Here is a 22658-nt window from a genome sequence, read left to right on the forward strand (position 1 = left end):
CACGAAGTATTCTTAGAAATTATAGAATACTTCGTGCTCATTTATCTGCTTAATTCGATATCAAGAGAAAAAGCATAGCTTTTTCAGTGGCCTCAGGAATTCTTACAGGATTTTTTATTATTTATTTAATGCTTCTAAAAGTGTATTTAATTCTATACCATGTACCATAGCTGCTTGCTCTATTGTTTCTGCTTGAGCTGAAGGGCAAAATACGCATCCCATTCCAAAATTAGCTAGTATATCAGCAGCTTCTGGTTTATTCTTTATTGCTTCGCCTATAGTCATATCTTTATTAATTTGCATTTTATCTACCTCTCTCCTATTTTTTAATTATCTTTAAAGTATATAAGTGTGGTCAACTTTCTAATTTATATTATAAATAACAAAACCTAATATTTCAAGTACACACTTATTATATACTAAGATACTAAAAACATACCTAGGAATATATTCTTATATACATTATATATGACTTACTTCTATAGTTTGATCTCTTCTTGGACCCACTGAAACTATAGATATTCTAGTTCCAGTAAACTCTTCTATTTTCTTTAAATATATTTTTGCTTTTTCTGGTAGTTCATTATAAGCTCTAGCATTAGCTATACTTTCATCCCAACCATCAAATTCTTCATATACAGGTTCACATTTAGCTAAATCTTCAAGACTAGCTGGAACATAGTCTATTATTTTATCTTCAAATTTATATCCTATACAAACCTTTAGCTTTTCTAATCCTGCTAAAGTATCTATCTTTGTTACTGCAAAACTTGTTAATCCTGAAACTCTTGCTGCTGTTTTAAGTATTACAAGGTCTAGCCATCCACATCTTCTAGCTCTTCCTGTAGTTACTCCATATTCATGTCCTTTTTCTCTTATCCAATCTCCTGTTTCATCTAATAACTCTGTTGGGAAAGGGCCTTTACCTACTCTTGTAGTATATGCTTTTGCAATACCAACTGCATTTGTTATCATAGTTGGTCCAATACCTGATCCTGTACAAACTCCTCCTGCTATAGTATTTGAGGATGTAACATATGGATAAGTTCCATAATCTATATCTAATAAGGTTCCTTGTGCACCTTCAAATAATACTTTCTTTTCTTCTTTTATTTTATCAAATACTATTACTGAAGAGTCTTTAACAAAAGGTCTTATTTTTTCAGCATAGTTCATATACTCATCATATATTACCTGAAAATCTACGGATTCTTCTCCATATATTTTATTTATTATGTTGTTTTTATCTTCAATGTTATCTTGTAATTTTTCCTTAAATACTTCTTTGTGCATAAGGTCACAAACTCTTATTCCGCTTCTTTCCATTTTATCTGTATAACATGGACCTATTCCTTTTCCTGTAGTTCCAATATCCTTTTTACCTCTAGCTCTTTCTTTTATTCCATCTAATATTCTATGATAAGGCATAATTAATTGAGCTCTATCACTTATTATAAGATTATCTGGAGTTATATTTACTCCTAACCCCTTTAAGTACTCCATTTCTTCAAAAAGAGCCTTAGGATCTAAAACTACACCATTCCCAATAACATTTAATTTACTTCCATATAATATACCAGAAGGTATTAAATGAAGTTTATATTGTTTTTCTCCTACTTCAACAGTATGTCCTGCATTATTTCCTCCCTGATATCTTACAACTACATCTGCCTTTTCTGCTAGATAGTCTGTCATTTTCCCTTTTCCTTCGTCTCCCCATTGAGCTCCTAGTACAATATATGCTGACATGAATACTCCTCCTTATAATATATACTGATTATATCAGTATTAAAATTTTCCATTTATATCTCTAGCTACAACTACTCCAGTAACTGAAGCTTGCATAAGACCTCTTGTAATACCAGCTCCATCACCTATAGTATATAAATTCTTTATAGAAGTTTCAAATTTATTATTGGTTTCAAATTTGCTTGAATAGAACTTTACTTCTACACCATAAAGCAATGTGTTTTTACTATAAAGCCCTGGTGCAATTTTATCAAAAGCTTTTAATGCTTCTACTATAGCAGTTAAATGTCTTTGAGGTAGTACAAAACTTAAGTCTCCTGGAACTGCTGACTTCATAGTTGGTATAGTAGTAGACTTATTTAGTCTAGAATAATCAGTTCTTCTTCCATTTAGGAGATCTCCAAGCCTCTGTACCATTATCCCTCCTCCAGTTAGCATGTTTCCCAATTTTGCAATATATTTACCATAATCTATTGGCTGATTAAATGGTTCTGTAAATGTAGTGGATACAAGTACTGCAAAATTGGTATTGTCTGTTCTTAATTCTTGTTCAGAATAGCTATGACCATTAACTACAGCTATATCTCCATCATAATGTTCCTCAGACACAACTCCTCCTGGATTCATACAAAATGTTCTAACCTTATTTTCAAATGTATCAGAATAATATACCAACTTAGCTTCATATAAATCCTTAGTTAAATGATCCATTATAGAATTTGGAACTTCCACCCTCACTCCTATATCTACTGCATTATTAGTTGTCTTCAACTTATGCTTTCTAGCTTGTTCTGTTAACCATTCAGCCCCACCTCTTCCTGGCGCTGCTACTACATAATTTGCAGAAACTTTTTTAATACCCTCTTTATTTTCTATTAATACCCCTTTTACTTCTTCATTCTCTATAATTATATCTTTTACTTCCGTTAACTCACAAAAATCAGTATTAGTTTCATTAATTAAATGATGATACATCCCTTTTAAAACATTATAAGCAAGTTCTGTTCCCAAATGTCTTACTGGACATTCTATAAGTCTTATATTATGTTTACTAGCTTCATATTTTATTTTATCAGTATTTTCATTATTTAAACCATAAACAGTTTTATTGGCTCCAAACTTTAAATATATATCATCACAATACTTTATTAACTCTTTTGCTCCATTTTCATCAACATATTCTAATATTCTTCCCCCTACTTCAGGGCTTAAAGAAAGCTTACCATCTGAAAAAGCTCCCGCACCTGACCAACCAAAAGTTATACCACAAGGTTCACAATTCAAACATTTTCCATTAATTCTTGCAGGGCAATTTCTTTTTTCAATATTTCTTCCCTTATCTAGAATAAGGACATTTATTCCTTTTTTTAACTTTGTTATCTCTAACGCTGTAAATATGCCTGCTGGACCTGCTCCAACTATAATTAAATCATACTTATTTCTCAATTTATATCCCCTCCTGTAATATGGTAACAAAAATGAAGATACCCGTCAATAATAAATACGAATATTTATCGTTTTCATAGTTAAATAATTCGCATTTCGTCATTTTATAATGTATCTATTATTAATTATCAAAGTTATTTTACAAATGCTTTAATTATATTATACTATATTATATAAGTATCAAACTTCCTGTTAAGGATAAGTTTTCAACCACCGTTGCTTCTAAATAATAATTTATAGGAGAGGGATATATGAATCTTCCAAATATACTAACTCTATTTAGAATGTTTTTAATACCAATTTTTATACTAGTATTTTTTTCAAACATTAAAAATAATATCTTTTACTCAATAATATTGTTTTTAATTGCAGGTCTTACTGATGTATTAGATGGATACATAGCTAGAAAAAAAAATTTAGTAACTAAATGGGGAATCGTACTAGATCCACTAGCTGATAAACTTATGCTTCTTACTGTGCTTACTTGCTTAACTATTAATGATATTATTCCCTTATGGATAATTATTATAGTATCTATAAAAGAATTAGCCATGATTATTGCTGGGGCAATATTATATAATAAAGATTTTATTATCCCTTCAAATATTTTCGGTAAAATGGCAACTCTCATGTTTTATATATCTATATTTATATTAAATTTTAATTCAAAATATGGTGAATACTTATTAGATATAGCAGTATTAAGCGCTCTTTTAGCATTTACAAACTATCTCTTATTTTATTTAAAACAAAAATAACACATTAAAGCTATGGTACTTTATACCATGGCTTTAATGTGTTTTTATAACCTTCAAAATATTTTAATTTTCCCATAAATCTTTAGTCATTTCATCTATATCATATTTTAATTTCTCAGTTTCATCCTTATCGATCCGTATAATATCTTTATCAATATTAAGTACATCTCCTTCTTTTGCATTGCTTGGCACTTTACTTTTTTCTATGTTTATTATGGTTCTATCTTGTAGTTCTACAACTACATAATTTTCTTCAAACCTGTCAATTATTCCTTTCATATTATATTCCTCCACATTGTAAATACAAGAATATCTCTAATCCATAGCAACCAGTTCTAATTTAATGACATGTTCCATATTTCTTATTTCATCTAATAAAGCATTTAGTTCTATATTTAAGTTTGATATATCAAAAGTTATATTTACATTAGCAGTATTATTTATAGGTATTTCTTGATTTATAGTTAATATATTACCTTCATATGAGGCAATTATATCTAATATTTTTGATAAAGTTCCAGGCTCATGATCTAATGTTAAGGAAATTATTACCTTTCGATTATTCATAGTTTCAGATACTGTAAAAACATAATCTTTATATTTATAATAAGTACTTCTGCTTATTCCTACGATTTTTACTGCTTCAGTTATTTCTTTAATTTTTCCTGTTTTCATCATTTCTTTTACTTCAATTACTTTTTCAAAAACTTCTGGAAGTACACTAGTATGTATCATTAGAAATTTGTCACCCATAAAATCACCTCATGTGTACATAATTTAAAACAAATATATTATGCCATAATATTAACATAGTAAATTCATATATACAACTGTAGTAAAAATATTATTTATGTCTTTAAGAATTTAGTTGACATAAAAAAATGATAATGCTAAAATATGAAAGTGCAAATTACAAATACATTTGTTCTTTTTATACGGACAATCATTGTAATATATTAGGGGTGATATTATGTTAAAAAAAGTAGGTCTATTTCCTAGGTTAATTTTCGGTATTATTTTTGGTATTATCATTGGAATTATCTCAAAGTCCACAGGATTTGTATTTCCAGTAAGAATACTTACAACTTTTTCTGCAATATTTGGAAACTTTCTTAATTTCATTATTCCTTTTATAATAATAGGTTTCATTGTACCTGGTATTTCAAAATTAGGAAGTGGTTCTGGAAAACTTCTTGGTATAACTGTTATAATTGCATATGTTTCAACTATATTCGCTGGATTACTTGCTTTTATGGCAGGAAATTGGATTCTACCTCATGTACTTAAAATTGGGCAACTTGCTCCAAAATCAAATTTATATTTAGAACCTTTCTTTAAAATAGAGATCCCTCCTGCAATGGGAGTAATGACAGCTTTAGTAACAGCTTTCATGATAGGTCTAGGTATAGCTCATATAAAAGGTAAAGCTTTAATGAATGTTTTTTATGATTTTGAAAACATATTAGAACTAGTTATAAAAAATATTTTAGTTCCTCTTATACCTATTCATATATCCGGAATATTTTCAAAGCTTACAGCTAATGGAGAAATAATATCAACTATTAAAGCATTTTCTATAGTTTATATTATGCTTTTATTAATACAAGGTATTTACTTAGCTATACAATATAGTATAGCTTGGTCAGTAAGTGGCAGATCTCCACTTAAATCATTAAAGAATATGTTACCTGCATATTTTACAGCTGTAGGAACTCAATCTTCTGCTGCAAGTATACCATTTACATTAAAATGCACTAAAAAAAATGGAGTATCAGAAGACATTGCTAATTTTGTTATTCCTTTATGTGCTACTATACATCTTGCAGGTGATACTATTACAATAACTTTATCCGCCATGGCAGTTTTAATGATGAGTGGAACTATTCCTACATTTGCAATGATGATGCCATTTATATTGATGCTTGGAGTTACAATGGTGGCAGCACCTGGTATACCAGGTGGAGGAATATATGCTTCTCTTGGTTTACTAAAAGATATGCTATTATTTACTCAACCTCAACAAGGTATTATGATAGCTTTACATGTATCTCAAGATAGTTTTGGTACAGCTACAAATATAACTGGTGACTGTGCATTATCTATGATTATAGATAAAATCTCTAATAAATATAGAAATAAATCATTAAATAAAAATAATAATTTATATACTGACAATGAAGTTATGGGGGCTTAAAATATAGTTAATAAAAAGAACTTATTGTTTCAAAACAATAAGTTCTTTTTATTAATATACAATATGATTTTACTATTGTTGTATTACTACAAGAGTATTTCTTGGAATATTGTTATAAATCCACTTAATATTTTCGTCCTTTAACCTTATACAACCATGAGAGGCTTTTCTACCTAACTTATTATATTCTGATTGAATTATGCTGCCATCTAAGTAATGAAGAACACTATGAAACAAATAATCATGATTTATTCTTACAAAATTGTAGCATATATATCCCTTTTCTTGTCCAAAACTTGGTCCTCTTCCTCCAATTAAATATGTTCCTGTTGGAGTAGGTGTTGCATCCATTCCTGTTGAACAAATAAATTTTTGTACTAGCTTACCATATTTATATATATATACTTTCTGGTCACTAATATCTACTATTATACTGTAAATATTAGATGGTGTTACCTGTTTTACATAATCCTGTCTAATGTATCCTTTTACATTCCTAAGAGTGTCATAATCCTTAGCTTGTACATAATAAAAATTTCCTTTTTTGCCTAATACTTTGATTCCTTGAGTGCTTCCATAAATTTGTCCAACTACTGGTGAATTTAAACTTGAATCTCTTCTTATATTTATTTTTGAGTTTTCATTATCATTTCCTACATATATAGGCTGTATTTTAGGTGCTTCTGGTTCTGATGATTTAGGCTTTGGTTTTGGTTTCTTTATAACAGACATTGTAAAGTTTTTTAAATTATCATAGTCTCCTAAACTATCTAATTTACTACCCTTATAGCCTGCCTTTTTAACTCTAACAGATAATGTATATGAATCCGCTGATAACTTATCTGTAGATATTTTATAAACTTCTTTTGCATTTATAGCTTTTGTATATCCATTAGTTATACTCTTCCATTGCTTAGTTTTATTTGAATATAATAAAACATTATATTGAACTAATCCATCAAATCCATTAGACTTTAACGTTATCTGCTCTATACTTCCCTCATATAAAGGAGATTTTCCTTGTATAGATGCATCTAATTGAGGATCTATATTTTCTACACACTGGAATTGCTCAATTTTATAATCATCATATTTTACATCATACTCTTTTATCTTTATGTTTTTTTCTCCTTGTGATTCAGCCTTTTTAGCAAAAACTATAATCTCATATTTTCCTGGAGTAAGCTTAAGTAAATTAGCTTGATATAATTCTCTTCCATTCCTATCTAAAGTATATCCAGGAGTAATATCCTTCCATGAATCACTATCTAAATGGTGTAAAAATACTCTATAATTAATCTTACCATTATAATTTGCATTAATTAAATAGTGAATAATATCATTTTGATATATTATAGAGTTTTCAAAATGCATAGAAGCATTTTTTAATATGGTATTTTCCTGTACTGGTATAATAACCTTATTAACTTTTTCTTCTTTAACGGTTTGTCCATCTTCTACACTATCTGCTGCATAAACTCTAAAAGATAAACTACCTAGCATAACAGTACAAATTAATACTACTAGAAAAAGTCTTATTAGATTTAACTTTTTTTTCATATATGCCCTCCTAGAATTATTAATTAAAATACTAGACATTAAATAGATTATATTAAATTAGTGGATTTAAATGGTTACAAATTTATTTCAAAATTTAATGCCATAATCTTCTATTCAATGAATATTATATATTAACAGAAGGCAAATGTAAAAAATTTTTCTTATATAATTTAAAACATTTTTATTAATTAATCAATCCTATTTCTTTCATTACTTTTACAAACTTTTCAATATCAATAGGTTTAGCAGCATAAGCTTCGCATCCTATTTCAAAAGCCTTTTTCACATAGCTTGTATCAGCCAATGCCGTAATCATTATAACTTTTACTTTTTTATCATTTGAAAAATTTCTTTGACTTTCAAAATCTCTTATAGCTTTAAGTACTTTAACACCATCTACTTTAGGCATCATTATATCTAAACATATCAAATCATAAGGTTCATTATCTTTTATGGCCACTAAATATGCATCTAAAACTTCCATACCATCAACTACTATATCGCAATTTCCATACTTTGAAAGAAATTTGAATAAAAACTTTCTACTTGCTAAGTCATCTTCTGCTATTAATATTTTCATATATTTCCCCCCTAAAAAATTCCTGTTATTTTGAAAGTATTAAATATATCAATAATTTTTAATGCATATTCTACTACTTCGTTTAAATTACCACGTCTAGCTGCAAGTTCTATTTTGAAAGCATTAATCTTTATTTCTTCTGCTCCTATTTCATTAGCTAAAATCTTGATTTTATTTGAAATAGATTCTATAAAAGATATTTGATTTTCCTTTAATGATTTTGATAACTCATAAATTAGATTTTCTAATTTTTTTATTAATAATATTTCATTATCACTTATTTTATAAGTTTCATTATTAAAAAATTCAACTTCTCCATTTTCATTCAGCCTTACACTTAAGTTAGGTAATTCATATAATCTATTATCTTTATTAACTACCCTATGAATAACTTTTAGCAATTCTTCCATGATTACAGGTTTTGATACATATTCATCCATTCCATTTGATAAAAACTTTTCTTTATCTCCCTTTAATGCATAAGCTGTTAACGCTATTATTGGAATATGATTGCCATCTCCTTCTTTTTCCCTTATCTTCTTAGTAGCATCAATTCCATTCATCTCTGGCATATTAATATCCATTAAAATAACATCATATGCTTTTTGTTCATATGCTTTTAAAACCTCTAATCCATTATTTACTATGTCAACTTTATGTGTTTTTTCTTTAAGCATTTTAGAAATTACTAGTTGATTTATTTTATCATCTTCTGCTATCAATATATTCAATGCATTTGTATGATTTATACGTTGTGGTATTTCATCTTTTGTTTCACATAATTTTGTTGCTAATGGAAATTTTAAAGTAAAATAAAAGCTACTTCCTTTTCCTTTTTTACTTGTGACTTCTAATTCGCCCTCCATCATTTCAACAAGCTTTTTACATATTGCAAGTCCTAATCCTGTTCCCCCTCTTTTTCTGGTAAAAGAGCTATCTAATTGTGTAAAACTCTCAAATAACTTATCTACATTCTCTGCATTAATTCCTATCCCTGTATCAGAAACCATAAATTTAATAGATACATTTTCTTTATCTAAATTAACTTTTTTAATAGTTACCCAAATTTCACCTTTGTCTGTAAATTTAATAGCATTAACAATCAAATTATTAAGTATTTGTTGTAATCTTCCTGGATCACCAATAATATAATCAGGTATAGATGAATAAAAAGTATAATTTAATTCAAGTCCTTTACTTTCAGCATTATGTTTTTGAATTTTTATAATTTCTTCTATTAATTTTTTAATGTCAAAATTAACACTTTCTATTTTAAGTTTCCCTGCCTCCATTTTTGAAAAATCAAGTATATCATTTATTATTCTTAAAAGTGAATTTACACAAGACTTAGCAGTCTCTAAATTTTCTCGTTGTTCACAATCTAAATTAGTTAGCAATGTTAAATCTACCATACCTACAATACCATTAAGAGGAGTTCTTATTTCATGACTCATATTACTCAAAAATTCACTTTTAGCTTTATTAGCTAATTCCGCTTTTTCTTTAGCAGTCTTTAATTCATTTATAAAACTATTCCTTTCCGTTATGTCTGTTAATATTATTGCAAAATAGTTCTTTTCTGGACTGAATATTGATATATTATACCATTTGCCAGTTATAGGAGATAAAAATTCTGTTTCTAGTTTTATATTATTATTTAATGAAATCTCACCACATTTACTAATAACTTCTTTATAATAGTGATAATATTCATTAAATATATAAGAAAAATTTTTACCTATTAAATTGTTTTTTTCTATATTAATCAGCTTTTCATATTCATAAACAAAGCTCTATACTTAGTATTTGTTTGTCTCATTACAGCTTCTGCATTTTTTCTTTCAGTAATATCATATATTAAGCCTATATAACCTGCAAAATTATTTTCCAAATCATAAAAAGGTATTCCTTCATTTATTACATACCGATATTCTCCATCAACTCTTTTCATCCAATATTCACATTGAAATGGAATTCTTTTATTAAAAGCATTATTAATATCTTTTTTAAATTTTTCTACATAGTCAGTATGAATACTTTCTTCTATCCTTTTATCTATATCCTTACAACCCTCTGTACACATAAAATCTAACATACTTTGATTTACATAATCATATTTATTTTCTACACTTAAACGCCAAATAGGGGCTGGAAAATGATTAAGTATATGTATACAATAATCTCTTGCTTCTATGGCACTTATCTCTTTCTTTTTTCTATCAGTTATATCCATAATTATAATTACTACACTTATATTATTGTTATTCATTATTGGATTAACACTTACTTTAAACCAATAAATAACCTTCTTATTATTTATGATAAATTCATTGCATAATTCAATATCATTAGTTCCTTTATTAGATTGTAATGCCAAATTTATAGCTTTATTAAGTTTACAATTTTCACATGTTAAACTGTAACTACAAGATTTTTTACTTTCTATACTTCCTATACAGCTAAATGCATCTCCAAAAGTCTTTCCAATAACTTCTTCCCTATTCTTTTGAAAAATCTTAAGTGCTGCACCATTAATCTTTTCTACATTCTTATATTTGTTTAAAATAAGCACTCCCACAGGCGCATTATTCAGAACACTCTTAAAATTTTTATTTTCATTTAAATTTTTTATCTCAATATTCTTTATTCTTGTTATATTTCTAAATACAACAACAACGCCTTGCACAACTCCTTCATAATTCTTAATTGGGGAACAACTTGCAGATATAAATAATCTTTGTCCATTTTTAATCAACAAAACAGAGTTTTTTTTGAGTCCTATAGGTTTTTCTAATCTTAAAACGCTTTCAATAGGATTTTGTTCTAATTTATCATCAATATCTAATATAGTAAATACTTCGTTAAATTTTTTGCCAAAAACATCTTTCCATTCCCATCCTGTAATCTTTTCAGTTGAATCATTTATAAATATTACATTAGCATCTAAATCGGTACAAATAACTCCATCACCTATACATGTTAAAGCGGAAATTATAATATCTTTGTCCATGAAAGTATTAAATACGTTTTCCACTAAATTAACCCCTTTCTACATTTTTATTACCTAATATAGAATATATGGTATTAGAAATATTATCCAAAGAGACTTGTCTTTCTACTGCCCCTATATTAAATGCAACTTTAGGCATACCATATACAACTGATGAGGTTTCATCCTGTCCAATGGTTGTCGCTCCCTTTCTTCTCATCTCCAATAATCCCTTTGCCCCATCATATCCCATACCTGTAAGTATTATTCCTATAGCCTTATCTTTTGCTTCTTTAGCTACTGAATTAAACAATAAGTCTATAGATGGACAATGTCCATTTACTTTATCTCCTTTAAAGCATTCAACTCTATATTTATTATTAACTTTCACTATTTTCATATGCTGATCCCCAGGTGCTACTAGCACTTTTCCAGTATCTAAATAGTCTCCTGATTTTGCCTCTTTAGCAGATAAATTAGTAAATTTATTTAATCTATCTGCAAACATTCTTGAAAAAATAGGTGGAATATGCTGGACAATAACTATTCCTGGCACATCAGGTGATAAGGATTTTAATACATTAAATATTGCTTCTGTTCCTCCTGTCGAAGCTCCAATAGCAATAATGTCTTTATTTGAATTAAAAGACTTATGTTCTATTTTATTATTTAATTTTATAGACTTTTTAACTAAAATTTTTGCATTAGCAGCAATCTGTATTTTTTCTATAATTTCATGTATAAACTCTTTCACACCTTTTGCTTCTTCTACAGTTGGTTTTGTTATAAAATCTACAGCTCCTGCATTCATAGCATCAAATACTGCTTCACTTCTAGAGCTTATTACTAAAATTGGAATTGGATATTGAGGTAATAATCTTTTAATAAATTCAATACCATTCATCTTAGGCATTTGTACATCGCATATTATTACATCTGGCTTAAAACTAATAATTTTGTCTCTTGCATCAAATGGATCTATTGCTGTTGCAACAACCTGTATACTAGGTTCTGACGATATTCCCATTTCTAAAATTTTTCTAAAAACTAAACTATCATCTACAATTAAAACTTTTATTTGTTTTGGCTTGTTCATATCCCCTACTCCCCTCTATAAAAAGAAAATATCATATATCTAAACTTTATAAAATTATTAAACTACATTAATAATTTCCACCTATTTATACATAAGAGAGAGTTTTTAACCAACTCTCTCCATAAAATTTCTATATTAATGGAATTCTTTACTTTCTAAATCAATTGTTAAATCAGTTGCCGCTGCTTCTAGCTCAACATCCTTCATTGATGAATTATTCTCTCTTCTTCTTTCTTTCATATTATCAAGTATCCTTAAAACTTCTGGATTTAAATCTTCAAGTCTATCATAAGAATTATTTATTTCCTTAAGTTTAAACTTAGCTACCATATCTTTAAGAACTTCTGCCTGTCCTGAAAGTTCTTCACTGGCTGCAGCACTTTCTTCCGCTGTTGAAGAATTAGTTTGAACAACTTGTGATACTTGTTCTATTCCTTGATTAATTTGTTCAATTCCAGCCGCTTGTTCAGTTGAAGCAACAGCTATTTCGTTTATAATGTTAGCCACTTTTGCAACTCCATCTACAATGCTATTCAATGCTTCTGCGGTTTCAGTAGCAATCTTTGTACCACCTTCCGTTTTCTTTATTGAACCTTCAATCATTGTGGTAGTTTCTTTTGCAGCATTAGCACTTCTTGCAGCAAGATTTCTTACTTCTTCTGCTACAACTGCAAAACCTTTTCCATGCTGCCCGGCTCTTGCCGCTTCTACTGCTGCATTAAGTGCAAGTATATTAGTTTGAAATGCAATTTCATCTATAACCTTAATTATTTTTGAAATATTTTTTGATGATTGGCTTATTTCTTCCATAGCTTGTACCATTTCTTTCATTTGACTATCACCTTTTATTGCATTTTCCTTTGCACTTTCAGCTAATTCGTTTGCATCATTAGCATTACTTGCATTTTGTTTTGTCTGCGATGATATTTCCTCGATAGATGCGGTAAGCTCTTGGATTGCACTTGCCTGTTCTGTTGCACCTTGTGAAAGTGCCTGTGCAGTATCAGAAACTTGTGATGATCCTGATGATACTTCTTCAGCTGCTGAATTAATATCACGTAATACATCATTAAAAGACTTAATAATATTATTTAAAGAAATCTTTATATGATTAAAATCTCCTCTATAATCCTTATTTATTGAAACATTAAGGTTTCCTTTGGCCATACTAGTCAATACACTAGATATTTCACTTATATATGCAGATAATATATTTATAGTTTCATTCATTGCATTCTTTATCTTTGCATTATCTCCTTTATAATCTCCTTTTACACTTACTTGAAGATTTCCTTTTGACATTTCATATAATACTAATGATGTTTCTTGTATAGGTGCAATAATAGAATCTACTAATCCATTTAATCCTTTAATTAATATAGCCCAGTCTCCTTGGAAAGCTTCTGCATTAGCTCTCTCATTCAGTTTTCCTTCATTAGATGCAATTATAAGTTTATTTATTTCTAAGTTAACTTCCTTTATATTTTTTCTTAAAGCCTCTATATTATCATTAATAAAAGCTTTTTTCCCAGGAAATTTTTCAAGTTCAGCATTAAAATTTCCTTTTACAAATTGCGAAATACAAGCCATGGATTTTTTATTTAATTTTATATAGTCTTTTACCATGTCGTTTATACCTTTCGCCATTGTTCTATAGCTTCCTTGGAAATTCTCTTCTGAAACAAAAGCATCTATATTTCCTTCATCATGGCATTTTGACATATTATCCATTTCTATAATTAAATTACGCAAATTTTCAACTACTAACTTCATACTTTTTAATAATATATCCTTTTCTGATCTCACTGCTAATTCAATATTTAAATCACCTATGGCTATTTTTTCTGCTGCTTCAGCTTGTTCCTTGATATTCTTAATCATTTCATCAAAAGAATTCATCAATTCTCCAATTTCATCATTAGTTTTACCTTCTACATTTATATCTACTTCTCCAATAGCTATCTTTTTAGCTGCTTGTACTAATTTTTTGATTGGATTACTAATAATTCTTGATATATATAGACCTAATATAATTGCTAAAGCAATTGTACCTATTATTATAATTATCATTGTAGATATAGCTGTTTCTGTACTTTTACTATTTTCTAAACTTTCTTTATTCCCTTCATTTGTTTTTGATTCTAATAAATTATCTATAATATTAGATATATCTTCTGCCAGCTTAGTTCCTTCTCCTCTAAATATAACTAATGCCTCTTTCTCTTTGTTCAAAACAGCCATACTTATAACCTTTTCTCTTACTTGCTTATATTTATATAAATTATCTTTTAACTCATTTAATCTAGCTTTTCCCTCATCTGTCTGCATTTTTTCTTCTATTTTAACTAAAAAACTATCTATTTTCTTATCATTTTCTTTTATTTCATTTAAATATTTTTCTCTATTACTGTTTTTATCTAGCATTATATCCCTTACAGTATTTCTAGTATCATGAAATAATATACCTAATTTTCCGATATCTCCTTGAGATGCTCCATAATTAATAAACTGATTCGAATATTTATGATCTATATTTCTTATATTTTTTATCCCTATATAACCTACCACTCCTGATAATATTGCTACTAATACAAAAGTAATTATTAGCTTTACACTTATCCTTAAGTTATGAAACCATTTCATTATAATACCCTCCTTATATATTTGATAACATTTCAGCCTCATTGATATTTAGCAATTTATCACAATCAAGTATTAACTTAACATCATTTTCTACTTTTCCAATACCTTTTATATATTTATTGCTAAATCCTTTTAGAGTTTCTGGAGGTTTAATAATATTTTCTTCTGATATAGTTAGTACTTCTGATACACTATCAACTATAACCCCTACTGTTACATTCTTTATATCAACAACGATTACACAGGTTCTGTCATTATACTCTCTAAAAGGTTTTTTAAATCTAATTCTTATATCCATTACAGGAATTATGTTTCCTCGAAGATTTATTATGCCTCTAATGTAATCTGGTAACTCTGGTACTTCTGTAATAGTTTGAATTCTTATAATTTCTGTAACATATTTTATTTCCAATGCATAAGATTCATATTCTAATGAAAACGTAAGAAATTTTCCTTTTTGGGTATCTTCTTCTTCATATGAAATTGTTTCAGCATCTCCTCTCATAACTTATCTCCTTTCTATATTATTTGTAAGTTTTTCCTGTGTTTAATATCAATTGTTCATTAAATCATTAATATCAAAAATTAAACTTATGCTTCCATCTCCTAATAAGGTGCATCCTGCTATACCTTTTATTTTCTTTATATTCTTTATATAAGCTGGCAATTCTTTTACCACCACTTGTTGTTCTCCTAAAAGTTCGTCTGCAAATATACATAAAAATTTTTCATTATTTTCAACCATTATAATTATTCCATCCTGCATATTCGTTATATCTGTTTTAACATTATAAAATTGGTAAAGCCTTAATATAGGATAACATTCTCCTCTTATCATAATCATTTCGTTACCATCTATATCTTTTATAATATCTTTTTCCCTTGCCCTAAATGATTCTCTTATAGATATAGTAGGTATAGTATATCTTGAATTTCCAACCTTTATATTCATCCCATCTATTATTGCTAAACTCAAAGGTATCTTCATTGTTATAGTAGTACCTACATTGACTGAACTATCAACTAATATAGATCCTCCAATAGCTTCTATATTTTTTGTCACTACATCCATACCTACTCCTCTTCCAGAAAATTCTGTAACATTCTCTTTAGTTGAAAACCCTGGAAGAAAGATAAGTGAATATATTTCCTTATCAGTCATTTCCTCTTCTGGCTTTTTAATTGCTCCATGTTCTTTTGCTTTTGTTAGTATTTTTGACTTATCTAATCCTCTACCATCATCTTTGACTATAATAAATACCTCACTACCTTCCGTGTGAGCTTCCAATGTAATTGTTCCCCATTCCGTTTTTCCCTTTTCAATTCTCTCTTCCTTGCTTTCAATTCCATGATCTATAGAATTTTTTACAATATGCATTAATGGATCAGATATATGTTCTATAACATTTTTATCAACTTCTGTATCCTCTCCTATAATGTTCAATTTAACGTCCTTTCCTAATTTTTTATTCATATCTCTAACTATTCTGTTCATTTTCATAAAGGTAGGCTCAAGAGGTACCATTCTTATAGACATTACCATATTTTGAGTTTCATTTATAATTTTTCTTAACCGTCTTGCAGATTTTAAAAAATTATCCAAATGAACATCCTTTAAATCTGGATTTTGTGTTACCATAGCTTCTGTTATTACAAGTTCACCTATCAAATCCATCAATTTATCTAATTTTCTGACACTAACACTTATAATACTTTGATGTGATGAAGAACTACTACGTATTTCATTATCATTTTGCGTCTTTTTATTATCAATAGTTGGAACTATAACATTATTATCAACAACTTTTTTTTCTTTTTCAAAAGTACTTAACTCTTTTCCATTTTCCAATAAAGTAAGCTGAAAACTTTCTAAAAAGAAAACTTTTTGGAAAAATTCACACATTTCCTCATATGTTTTATTTGCTTTAAAATATATAACAAACCCATCTTTCTTAATTACTTCTGCACTATCATTATTATCAGTAATATCTTCCGGTAAATAACTATATTCCTCTGTGATATCTTTAAGATTATGTATAATAGAAAACGCTCTTATATTTTCCATTTCACAATCCTTTTCAAAATATATAACTACTTTATAGCTATTTTCGTAATATTGCTGTTCAGTTTTGCTTGAGCTAATATAATATTGTTGTTTAGGTTCAAAATTTGTTTTTAATTTCTCACTATGGTCATTTATATTTCCCATAGTTTCCTTTAATGCTTTAAGATGATTTTTTAATTTAGATATAATAATAGATGCATCACCATCAACTTCATCATTATTTTTTATTTTTTCTAGTTCTATTTTTATAAAATCCACACCTTCTAATACTAAATCATTTATATCAGAATAGTTTACGTTATCCGGTTTATTTTCCCTTAATACATAAAATATATCTTCTGTAGAATGAGCTATAGATGATATATTATTAAAAAGCATCATAGCAGCCGAACTTTTAATAGTGTGCATTATTCTAAATATTTCATTTATAGTATCATCTGAATATGTATTTGATTCTTCACATTTAATTAAAGATTGTTCAAGTTGTTCAAGCTGTTGAGATGTTTCATAGACAAATAATTCTAACATAGGATCATTTGTATAATCTGATGTCAATTTAATCACCCCCTATAAAGTGGTATCTTATATCATAATTTTAAAAAAATTACATATGCCCCTGTTTTCTATTAAATTACTTTTTGCACATTCTTTTAAGTATAGTTGTAATATCAAATCTTCATAAATTAAGAAAACTGCAGCCACTATAGGATAATTTTTATAGTATTATTTATAGCTTAATATCTATTAACTAAGAGTTGAATAATGTTTGCAACATATTATGAGAAATGATTTGAAACAGCACTCATAACTTCTGATTTACTTTTGAAATGTTTAAATAAAATTTACTTAGGCTATAATATTATTTTAAAATTTTTTTCATTTATTGTCAATATTTAATATTAATTGAAATATAATTCCAATAAACATTGCAAAAATAGCGGCTTTGATTTTTCAAAACCGCTATCTTAGTAGTTTAATTTATTGTTTATAAAATTACCATATTTTCTTCTAGAATATATGATCAACAAAATTTCAATAAGACCTTTTCTAAAATATTTAAAGCTGTATTAATTTCATCTATAGTTACATTAAGTGGAGGAATAAATCTTACAACATCTTTGCCTGCACATACAAGAAGCAGTCCTTCCTTAAAGCATTCATCTACAAAGGCTTTTGAATCTATTTTCATAACAATTCCAATTAATAGACCCATCCCTCTAATTTCATCTATTACTAAATATTTATCTTTTAATTTGTTAAGCTTGTCAAAAATATAATTACTTTTTTCCTCCACAGAATCAATTACTCCACCCTCTAATAACTCTGTCAATACAGCACATGAAACTGCACAAGCTAATGGATTTCCACCAAATGTTGTACCATGATCTCCTGGAACAAAAGCAGAACAACTTCTTGAATTCGCAATAATAGCTCCAATAGGAAAACCCCCTCCAAGAGCTTTAGCCATACATACCACATCTGGAATTACACCAAATTTTTTATATGCAAAAAGACTTCCTGTTCTTCCTATTCCACATTGAACTTCATCAAATATTAAAAGTGCATTATATTTATCACAAAGTTCTCTAACTTTTTTTAAATAATTAGTATCAGCAAGAATTACTCCACCTTCTCCTTGTATTGGTTCTAGTATTACTCCACAAACATTATCATTAAATATACTTTCAATATCTTTAATATCATTAAAATTTACTGAATGTACTCCTCCCATTATAGGTTTAAAGTTTTCCTTATATTTTTGTTGTCCAGTTACAGATAAAGCACCTATTGTTCTTCCATGAAAAGAGTTATTCATATATATTACTTTATTCTTTTCATTTGTTCCATTAAGTTTTCCATATTTTCTTGCAAGTTTCAATGCCGCTTCTACAGCTTCAGTTCCACTATTACAGAAAAACGCCTGTTTATGATCACTATTTTTACAAAGTATTTCTGCTAACTTTATAGCATTTGAATTCCAATAATAGTTTGATATATGCATTAATTTATTACTCTGCTTTGATAAAGCGTCCACAATAACAGAATTTGAATGTCCAAGACAATTAGTAGCAATTCCTGCTACAAAATCTAAATATTCCTTTCCGTTTATGTCATATAGTTTTGTTCCTACTCCTTTTTCGAAACTTACATCATACCTTCCATAAGTATTCATTAAATTAATTTTTGTCATTTTTCATCTCACCTTTCAAACTAATAGTAGTTCCATAATTAGAAAATATATTATTAATTAATGAGTGTTCTTTTCTTCCATCAATTAAATAAACTTTTTTAGTTCCTTTTTCTAATGCATCAATACAACATTCCATTTTAGGTATCATTCCACCATTTATAATTCCTAAATCAATATAATCTTTTATTTCATTAGTTGTAATAGAATTTATTATAGTGGATTTATCGTTAATATCTTTATATATTCCTTGAACATCTGTTAAAATAATAAGTTTTTCAGCCTTCAAGGATGAACTTATATATGAAGCAACATAATCCGCATTTATGTTATATTTATTTCCTTCTTTATCGCATCCAATTGGGGAAATAATTGGTACATAACCTGCATTAAGTAAATCAAAAATCAAATCTTTATTTATTGCTTCAACTTCACCAACAAATCCAATATCGACAGGTTCTCCATCTATATTTAAGTATTTCCTTTTAACAGTTATAAGGTTATTATCTCTTCCGCTAATTCCTATCGCCTTTATGCCATTAATATTAAGAGAACATGCTATGTTTTTATTTATTTTACCTGATAAAACCATTTCTGCTATTTCTATTGTGCTTTCATCTGTAATCCTAAGACCATTAATAAAGTTACTTGCAATACCAACTTTTTTTAACCACTTTGATATTTCAGGACCACCTCCATGAACAATTACTATATTAATTCCTGCACGATTTAAAGCTAAAATATCCTGAAAAAATGCTTCTTGTGAAAATTTATTCTCCATTATGCTACCACCATACTTAATAACAAAGGTTTTACCTTTAAAAGCTTCGAGGTCTTTCTGAATTTCCATTTCATCACACCAACTTTCAAATATAATAGTATTATATTTGAATAATTATACTATTATATTTATATATATTCAATATTTTTTATAAAATATATTGAATATATATTCTTTTTTATGTATAATCTATATATAATTTTAGGAGGTGATGGTATGATAAGTGTAGGAATACTTGGCGCTACAGGCTATGTAGGTCAACAGTTAGTGTGGTTCTTGCATAAACATCCAAAAGTAGAAATTAAGTTTATGGTTTCTTATAATTATGCAAATATAGAATTTAGTGAAATATACAATAATTACTTTAATTTTATACAAAGTAAATGTATAGGCTTTGAAGAATATGAAAAGAAATTAGAGCAAATTGATGTACTCTTTATCGCACTACCTAATGGAAGTTCTTTTGATATAGTAAAAAAAGCTTTGCTAAATAACGTAAAAGTTATAGATTTAGGAGCAGATTATAGATTAAATTCTCCTGATGTATACAAACAATGGTACGGCATAGAACATAATGCAAAAAATTTACTTGCACAATCTGTATACGGCCTCTCAGAAATATATAGAGAAAAAATAAAAAAAAGCCGTCTCATTGCTAATCCAGGTTGCTATACTACAGCAAGTATTTTAGCATTATATCCTTTGTTAGAAAAAAATTTAGTAGATACAAAATCTATAATAATAGATGGGAAATCAGGAATATCAGGTGCAGGTAAAACATTAAAAACTAATTCTTTGTTCTGTGAATGTAATGAATCAGTAAAAGCATATGGTGTAGCTGGGCATAGACATACTCCTGAAATTGAGCAACAATTATCTGCTGCAGCTAAAAAAGAAGTTATATTAACATTTACTCCTCATTTAATACCAATGAATCGTGGTATTTTAGCAACTTGTTATGCTAATTTAAAAACCGTTATATCGGAAGAAGATTTATATAACTTATATAATTCATTTTATGGTAAGGAATACTTTATTAGAATTTTAAAAAATTTACCTGAAACTCGAAATGTAAGAGGAAGTAATTTATGTGATATTGGTATGAGAATAGATAAGAGAACTAATAAAGTAATAGTTATATCTGCCATAGATAATTTAATGAAAGGTGCAGCAGGGCAAGCTATACAAAATATGAATATAATGTTTGGAATTGATGAAAAAGAAGGCATTGACGTTTTATCCATGCAAATCTAATAATTTAAATTTATTTAGGAGGGAGAAATAGCATATGAAAATATTAAGTAACAGTTTTGCTAATGGTGTTAAGGGATTTAAAACAGCAGGAATTGCAGCAGGTCTAAAGAAAAGTTGTAAAAAAGATCTTGCTATTATATATAGTGAAAAAAATGCTGTATCAGCAGGCACATTTACTACAAATAAAGTAAAAGCAGCTTGTGTAGTTTTAAATATGGAAAATATAAAACATCATAACACTCAAGCTATTATTATAAATAGTGGACACGCAAATGCATGTACTGGCGACAATGGTTTTAAAGATGCGAAAACCATAAATGAAATCACTTCAAAAGAACTTGGTTTAAAATCAGAAGAAGTACTACAAGCATCCACAGGTGTAATTGGGTTACCTATTCCAATGGATATCATGAAAGATGGTATAAAAAAAGTTTGTAGTAAAATTTCAAATGATGGAGGAGATGATACTGCAAAAGCTATCCTTACCACTGATACAAAAACTAAATATATAACTATAGAAATAGAAATTGATAGTAAAAAAGTATTGCTTAGTGGTGTTGCAAAAGGTTCTGGAATGATTAAGCCTAATATGGCTACCATGCTAAGTTTTGTAGTAACAGATGCTAATATAAGTAAAGAAATGCTTAATAAAGCAGTAAAAAATAGTGTTAAGGATTCATATAACATGATTTCTGTAGATGGCGATATAAGTACTAATGATATGTTTTTAGTAATGGCTAATGGAGCTGCTGAAAATAAAATAATAGATTGCGAAAATGATAATTATAAGATTTTTAAAGAGGCATTAGATTTTATAAATATTGAGCTTGCAAAAAAAATAGCACGAGATGGAGAAGGAGCCACTAAGCTTATAGAATCACATGTTGTAAATTCATGTAGTGTAGATAGTGCTAAAAAGTGTGCTATGTCAATAGTATCTTCAAATTTAGTAAAAGCGGCGTTATTTGGAAGTGACCCAAACTGGGGAAGAGTAATTTGCGCTCTTGGATATTCCGGTGGTGAGTTTTCTATAGATAAAGTAAATCTTACTTTTAAAAGTTCCATTGGAGAAATTGAAGTATTTAAAAATGGAATGAATCTAAATTTTGATGAAAATAAAGCTAGAAATATTCTTCAAGCTGATAATATTATATTATATGTAGACTTAAACGATGGAAAATATAGTGCAAAAGCTTGGGGATGTGATCTAACATATAAATATGTAGAGATAAATGGACAATATAGGACTTAATATATATCATTTAATTTTTCTGGTGCTCCTGACAGGCTTTGAACCTGCGACCTGCTGATTACGAATCATAATTATTTATTGATTATTAATTTTTATATATTTT

Annotated in this window: 19 protein-coding genes; 4 read left to right on the top strand and 15 right to left on the bottom strand. The window is 27.9% G+C overall.

The window, feature by feature from the left end:
* Window positions 1-117: 117 nt before the first annotated feature.
* The 3 genes from J2Z24_RS19810 to J2Z24_RS19820 form a co-directional block, all read right to left on the bottom strand.
* On the bottom strand, window positions 118-303 hold the full coding sequence (locus J2Z24_RS19810) for a DUF1858 domain-containing protein (protein ID WP_035152830.1): 186 nt from the start codon (window positions 301-303) through the stop codon (window positions 118-120).
* Between the two features lie 159 nt (window positions 304-462).
* A complete protein-coding gene (locus J2Z24_RS19815; protein ID WP_035152827.1) occupies window positions 463-1749 on the bottom strand; it encodes an adenylosuccinate synthase in 1287 nt (428 codons plus the stop codon).
* A gap of 39 nt (window positions 1750-1788) precedes the next feature.
* On the bottom strand, window positions 1789-3195 hold the full coding sequence (locus J2Z24_RS19820) for an NAD(P)/FAD-dependent oxidoreductase (RefSeq protein ID WP_035152824.1): 1407 nt from the start codon (window positions 3193-3195) through the stop codon (window positions 1789-1791).
* 251 nt (window positions 3196-3446) lie between these two features.
* Between J2Z24_RS19820 and pgsA the strand changes: the two genes are divergently transcribed.
* Window positions 3447-3953: a CDP-diacylglycerol--glycerol-3-phosphate 3-phosphatidyltransferase gene (pgsA, locus tag J2Z24_RS19825; RefSeq protein WP_035152820.1), complete on the top strand. Its 507-nt coding sequence runs from the start codon at window positions 3447-3449 to the stop codon at window positions 3951-3953.
* A gap of 63 nt (window positions 3954-4016) precedes the next feature.
* Here the strand turns inward: pgsA and J2Z24_RS19830 are convergent, their stop codons facing one another.
* Window positions 4017-4232: a DUF3006 domain-containing protein gene (locus J2Z24_RS19830; RefSeq protein ID WP_035152817.1), complete on the bottom strand. Its 216-nt coding sequence runs from the start codon at window positions 4230-4232 to the stop codon at window positions 4017-4019.
* Between the two features lie 36 nt (window positions 4233-4268).
* Window positions 4269-4706 carry an ACT domain-containing protein gene (locus J2Z24_RS19835; protein ID WP_035152814.1) on the bottom strand — a complete coding sequence of 146 codons (438 nt, stop codon included), beginning with the start codon at window positions 4704-4706 and terminating at the stop codon, window positions 4269-4271.
* 217 nt (window positions 4707-4923) lie between these two features.
* Between J2Z24_RS19835 and J2Z24_RS19840 the strand changes: the two genes are divergently transcribed.
* Window positions 4924-6147 (top strand): dicarboxylate/amino acid:cation symporter, encoded by a 1224-nt coding sequence (locus J2Z24_RS19840; RefSeq protein ID WP_035152811.1) that lies wholly within the window; start codon window positions 4924-4926, stop codon window positions 6145-6147.
* Window positions 6148-6219: 72 nt separating this feature from the next.
* On the opposite strand, the gene J2Z24_RS19845 is transcribed toward J2Z24_RS19840, so the two are convergent.
* From J2Z24_RS19845 to argB, 10 genes are all read right to left on the bottom strand, one after another.
* Entirely contained in the window at window positions 6220-7707 is a 1488-nt protein-coding gene (locus J2Z24_RS19845) for a L,D-transpeptidase family protein (protein WP_051593468.1), read from the bottom strand.
* 184 nt (window positions 7708-7891) lie between these two features.
* Window positions 7892-8287, bottom strand: coding sequence for a response regulator transcription factor (locus tag J2Z24_RS19850; protein ID WP_035152808.1), 396 nt, complete (start codon window positions 8285-8287; stop codon window positions 7892-7894).
* Between the two features lie 11 nt (window positions 8288-8298).
* The gene (locus J2Z24_RS19855) at window positions 8299-9849 is read right to left on the bottom strand and encodes an ATP-binding protein (RefSeq protein ID WP_307861374.1); all 1551 of its coding nucleotides are present in this window, start codon (window positions 9847-9849) and stop codon (window positions 8299-8301) included.
* 203 nt (window positions 9850-10052) lie between these two features.
* Window positions 10053-11321 carry a PAS domain-containing protein gene (locus tag J2Z24_RS19860; protein WP_035152806.1) on the bottom strand — a complete coding sequence of 423 codons (1269 nt, stop codon included), beginning with the start codon at window positions 11319-11321 and terminating at the stop codon, window positions 10053-10055.
* Window positions 11322-11325: 4 nt separating this feature from the next.
* Entirely contained in the window at window positions 11326-12372 is a 1047-nt protein-coding gene (locus J2Z24_RS19865) for a protein-glutamate methylesterase/protein-glutamine glutaminase (protein ID WP_035152804.1), read from the bottom strand.
* Between the two features lie 135 nt (window positions 12373-12507).
* Window positions 12508-15015: a methyl-accepting chemotaxis protein gene (locus J2Z24_RS19870; RefSeq protein WP_051593466.1), complete on the bottom strand. Its 2508-nt coding sequence runs from the start codon at window positions 15013-15015 to the stop codon at window positions 12508-12510.
* A gap of 13 nt (window positions 15016-15028) precedes the next feature.
* Window positions 15029-15520 carry a chemotaxis protein CheW gene (locus J2Z24_RS19875; RefSeq protein ID WP_035147585.1) on the bottom strand — a complete coding sequence of 164 codons (492 nt, stop codon included), beginning with the start codon at window positions 15518-15520 and terminating at the stop codon, window positions 15029-15031.
* Between the two features lie 48 nt (window positions 15521-15568).
* Window positions 15569-17635 (bottom strand): chemotaxis protein CheA, encoded by a 2067-nt coding sequence (locus J2Z24_RS19880; RefSeq protein ID WP_035147586.1) that lies wholly within the window; start codon window positions 17633-17635, stop codon window positions 15569-15571.
* Window positions 17636-18101: 466 nt separating this feature from the next.
* Window positions 18102-19271 (bottom strand): aspartate aminotransferase family protein, encoded by a 1170-nt coding sequence (locus J2Z24_RS19885; RefSeq protein WP_035147587.1) that lies wholly within the window; start codon window positions 19269-19271, stop codon window positions 18102-18104.
* Window positions 19258-20118, bottom strand: coding sequence for an acetylglutamate kinase (argB, locus tag J2Z24_RS19890; protein ID WP_035147588.1), 861 nt, complete (start codon window positions 20116-20118; stop codon window positions 19258-19260). The genes J2Z24_RS19885 and argB overlap by 14 nt, the downstream gene beginning before the upstream one ends.
* A 147-nt stretch (window positions 20119-20265) precedes the next feature.
* On the opposite strand from argB, the gene argC reads away from it, so the two are divergent.
* Complete coding sequence (gene argC, locus J2Z24_RS19895) at window positions 20266-21303, top strand: N-acetyl-gamma-glutamyl-phosphate reductase (protein WP_035147590.1); 1038 nt, start codon at window positions 20266-20268, stop codon at window positions 21301-21303.
* Between the two features lie 34 nt (window positions 21304-21337).
* Window positions 21338-22555, top strand: coding sequence for a bifunctional glutamate N-acetyltransferase/amino-acid acetyltransferase ArgJ (gene argJ / locus J2Z24_RS19900; protein WP_035147591.1), 1218 nt, complete (start codon window positions 21338-21340; stop codon window positions 22553-22555).
* Window positions 22556-22658: the final 103 nt, after the last annotated feature.

It is taken from the genome of Clostridium tetanomorphum (genome assembly GCF_017873215.1).
In the GTDB taxonomy this organism is placed as follows: Bacteria; Bacillota; Clostridia; order Clostridiales; family Clostridiaceae; genus Clostridium_AO; species Clostridium_AO tetanomorphum.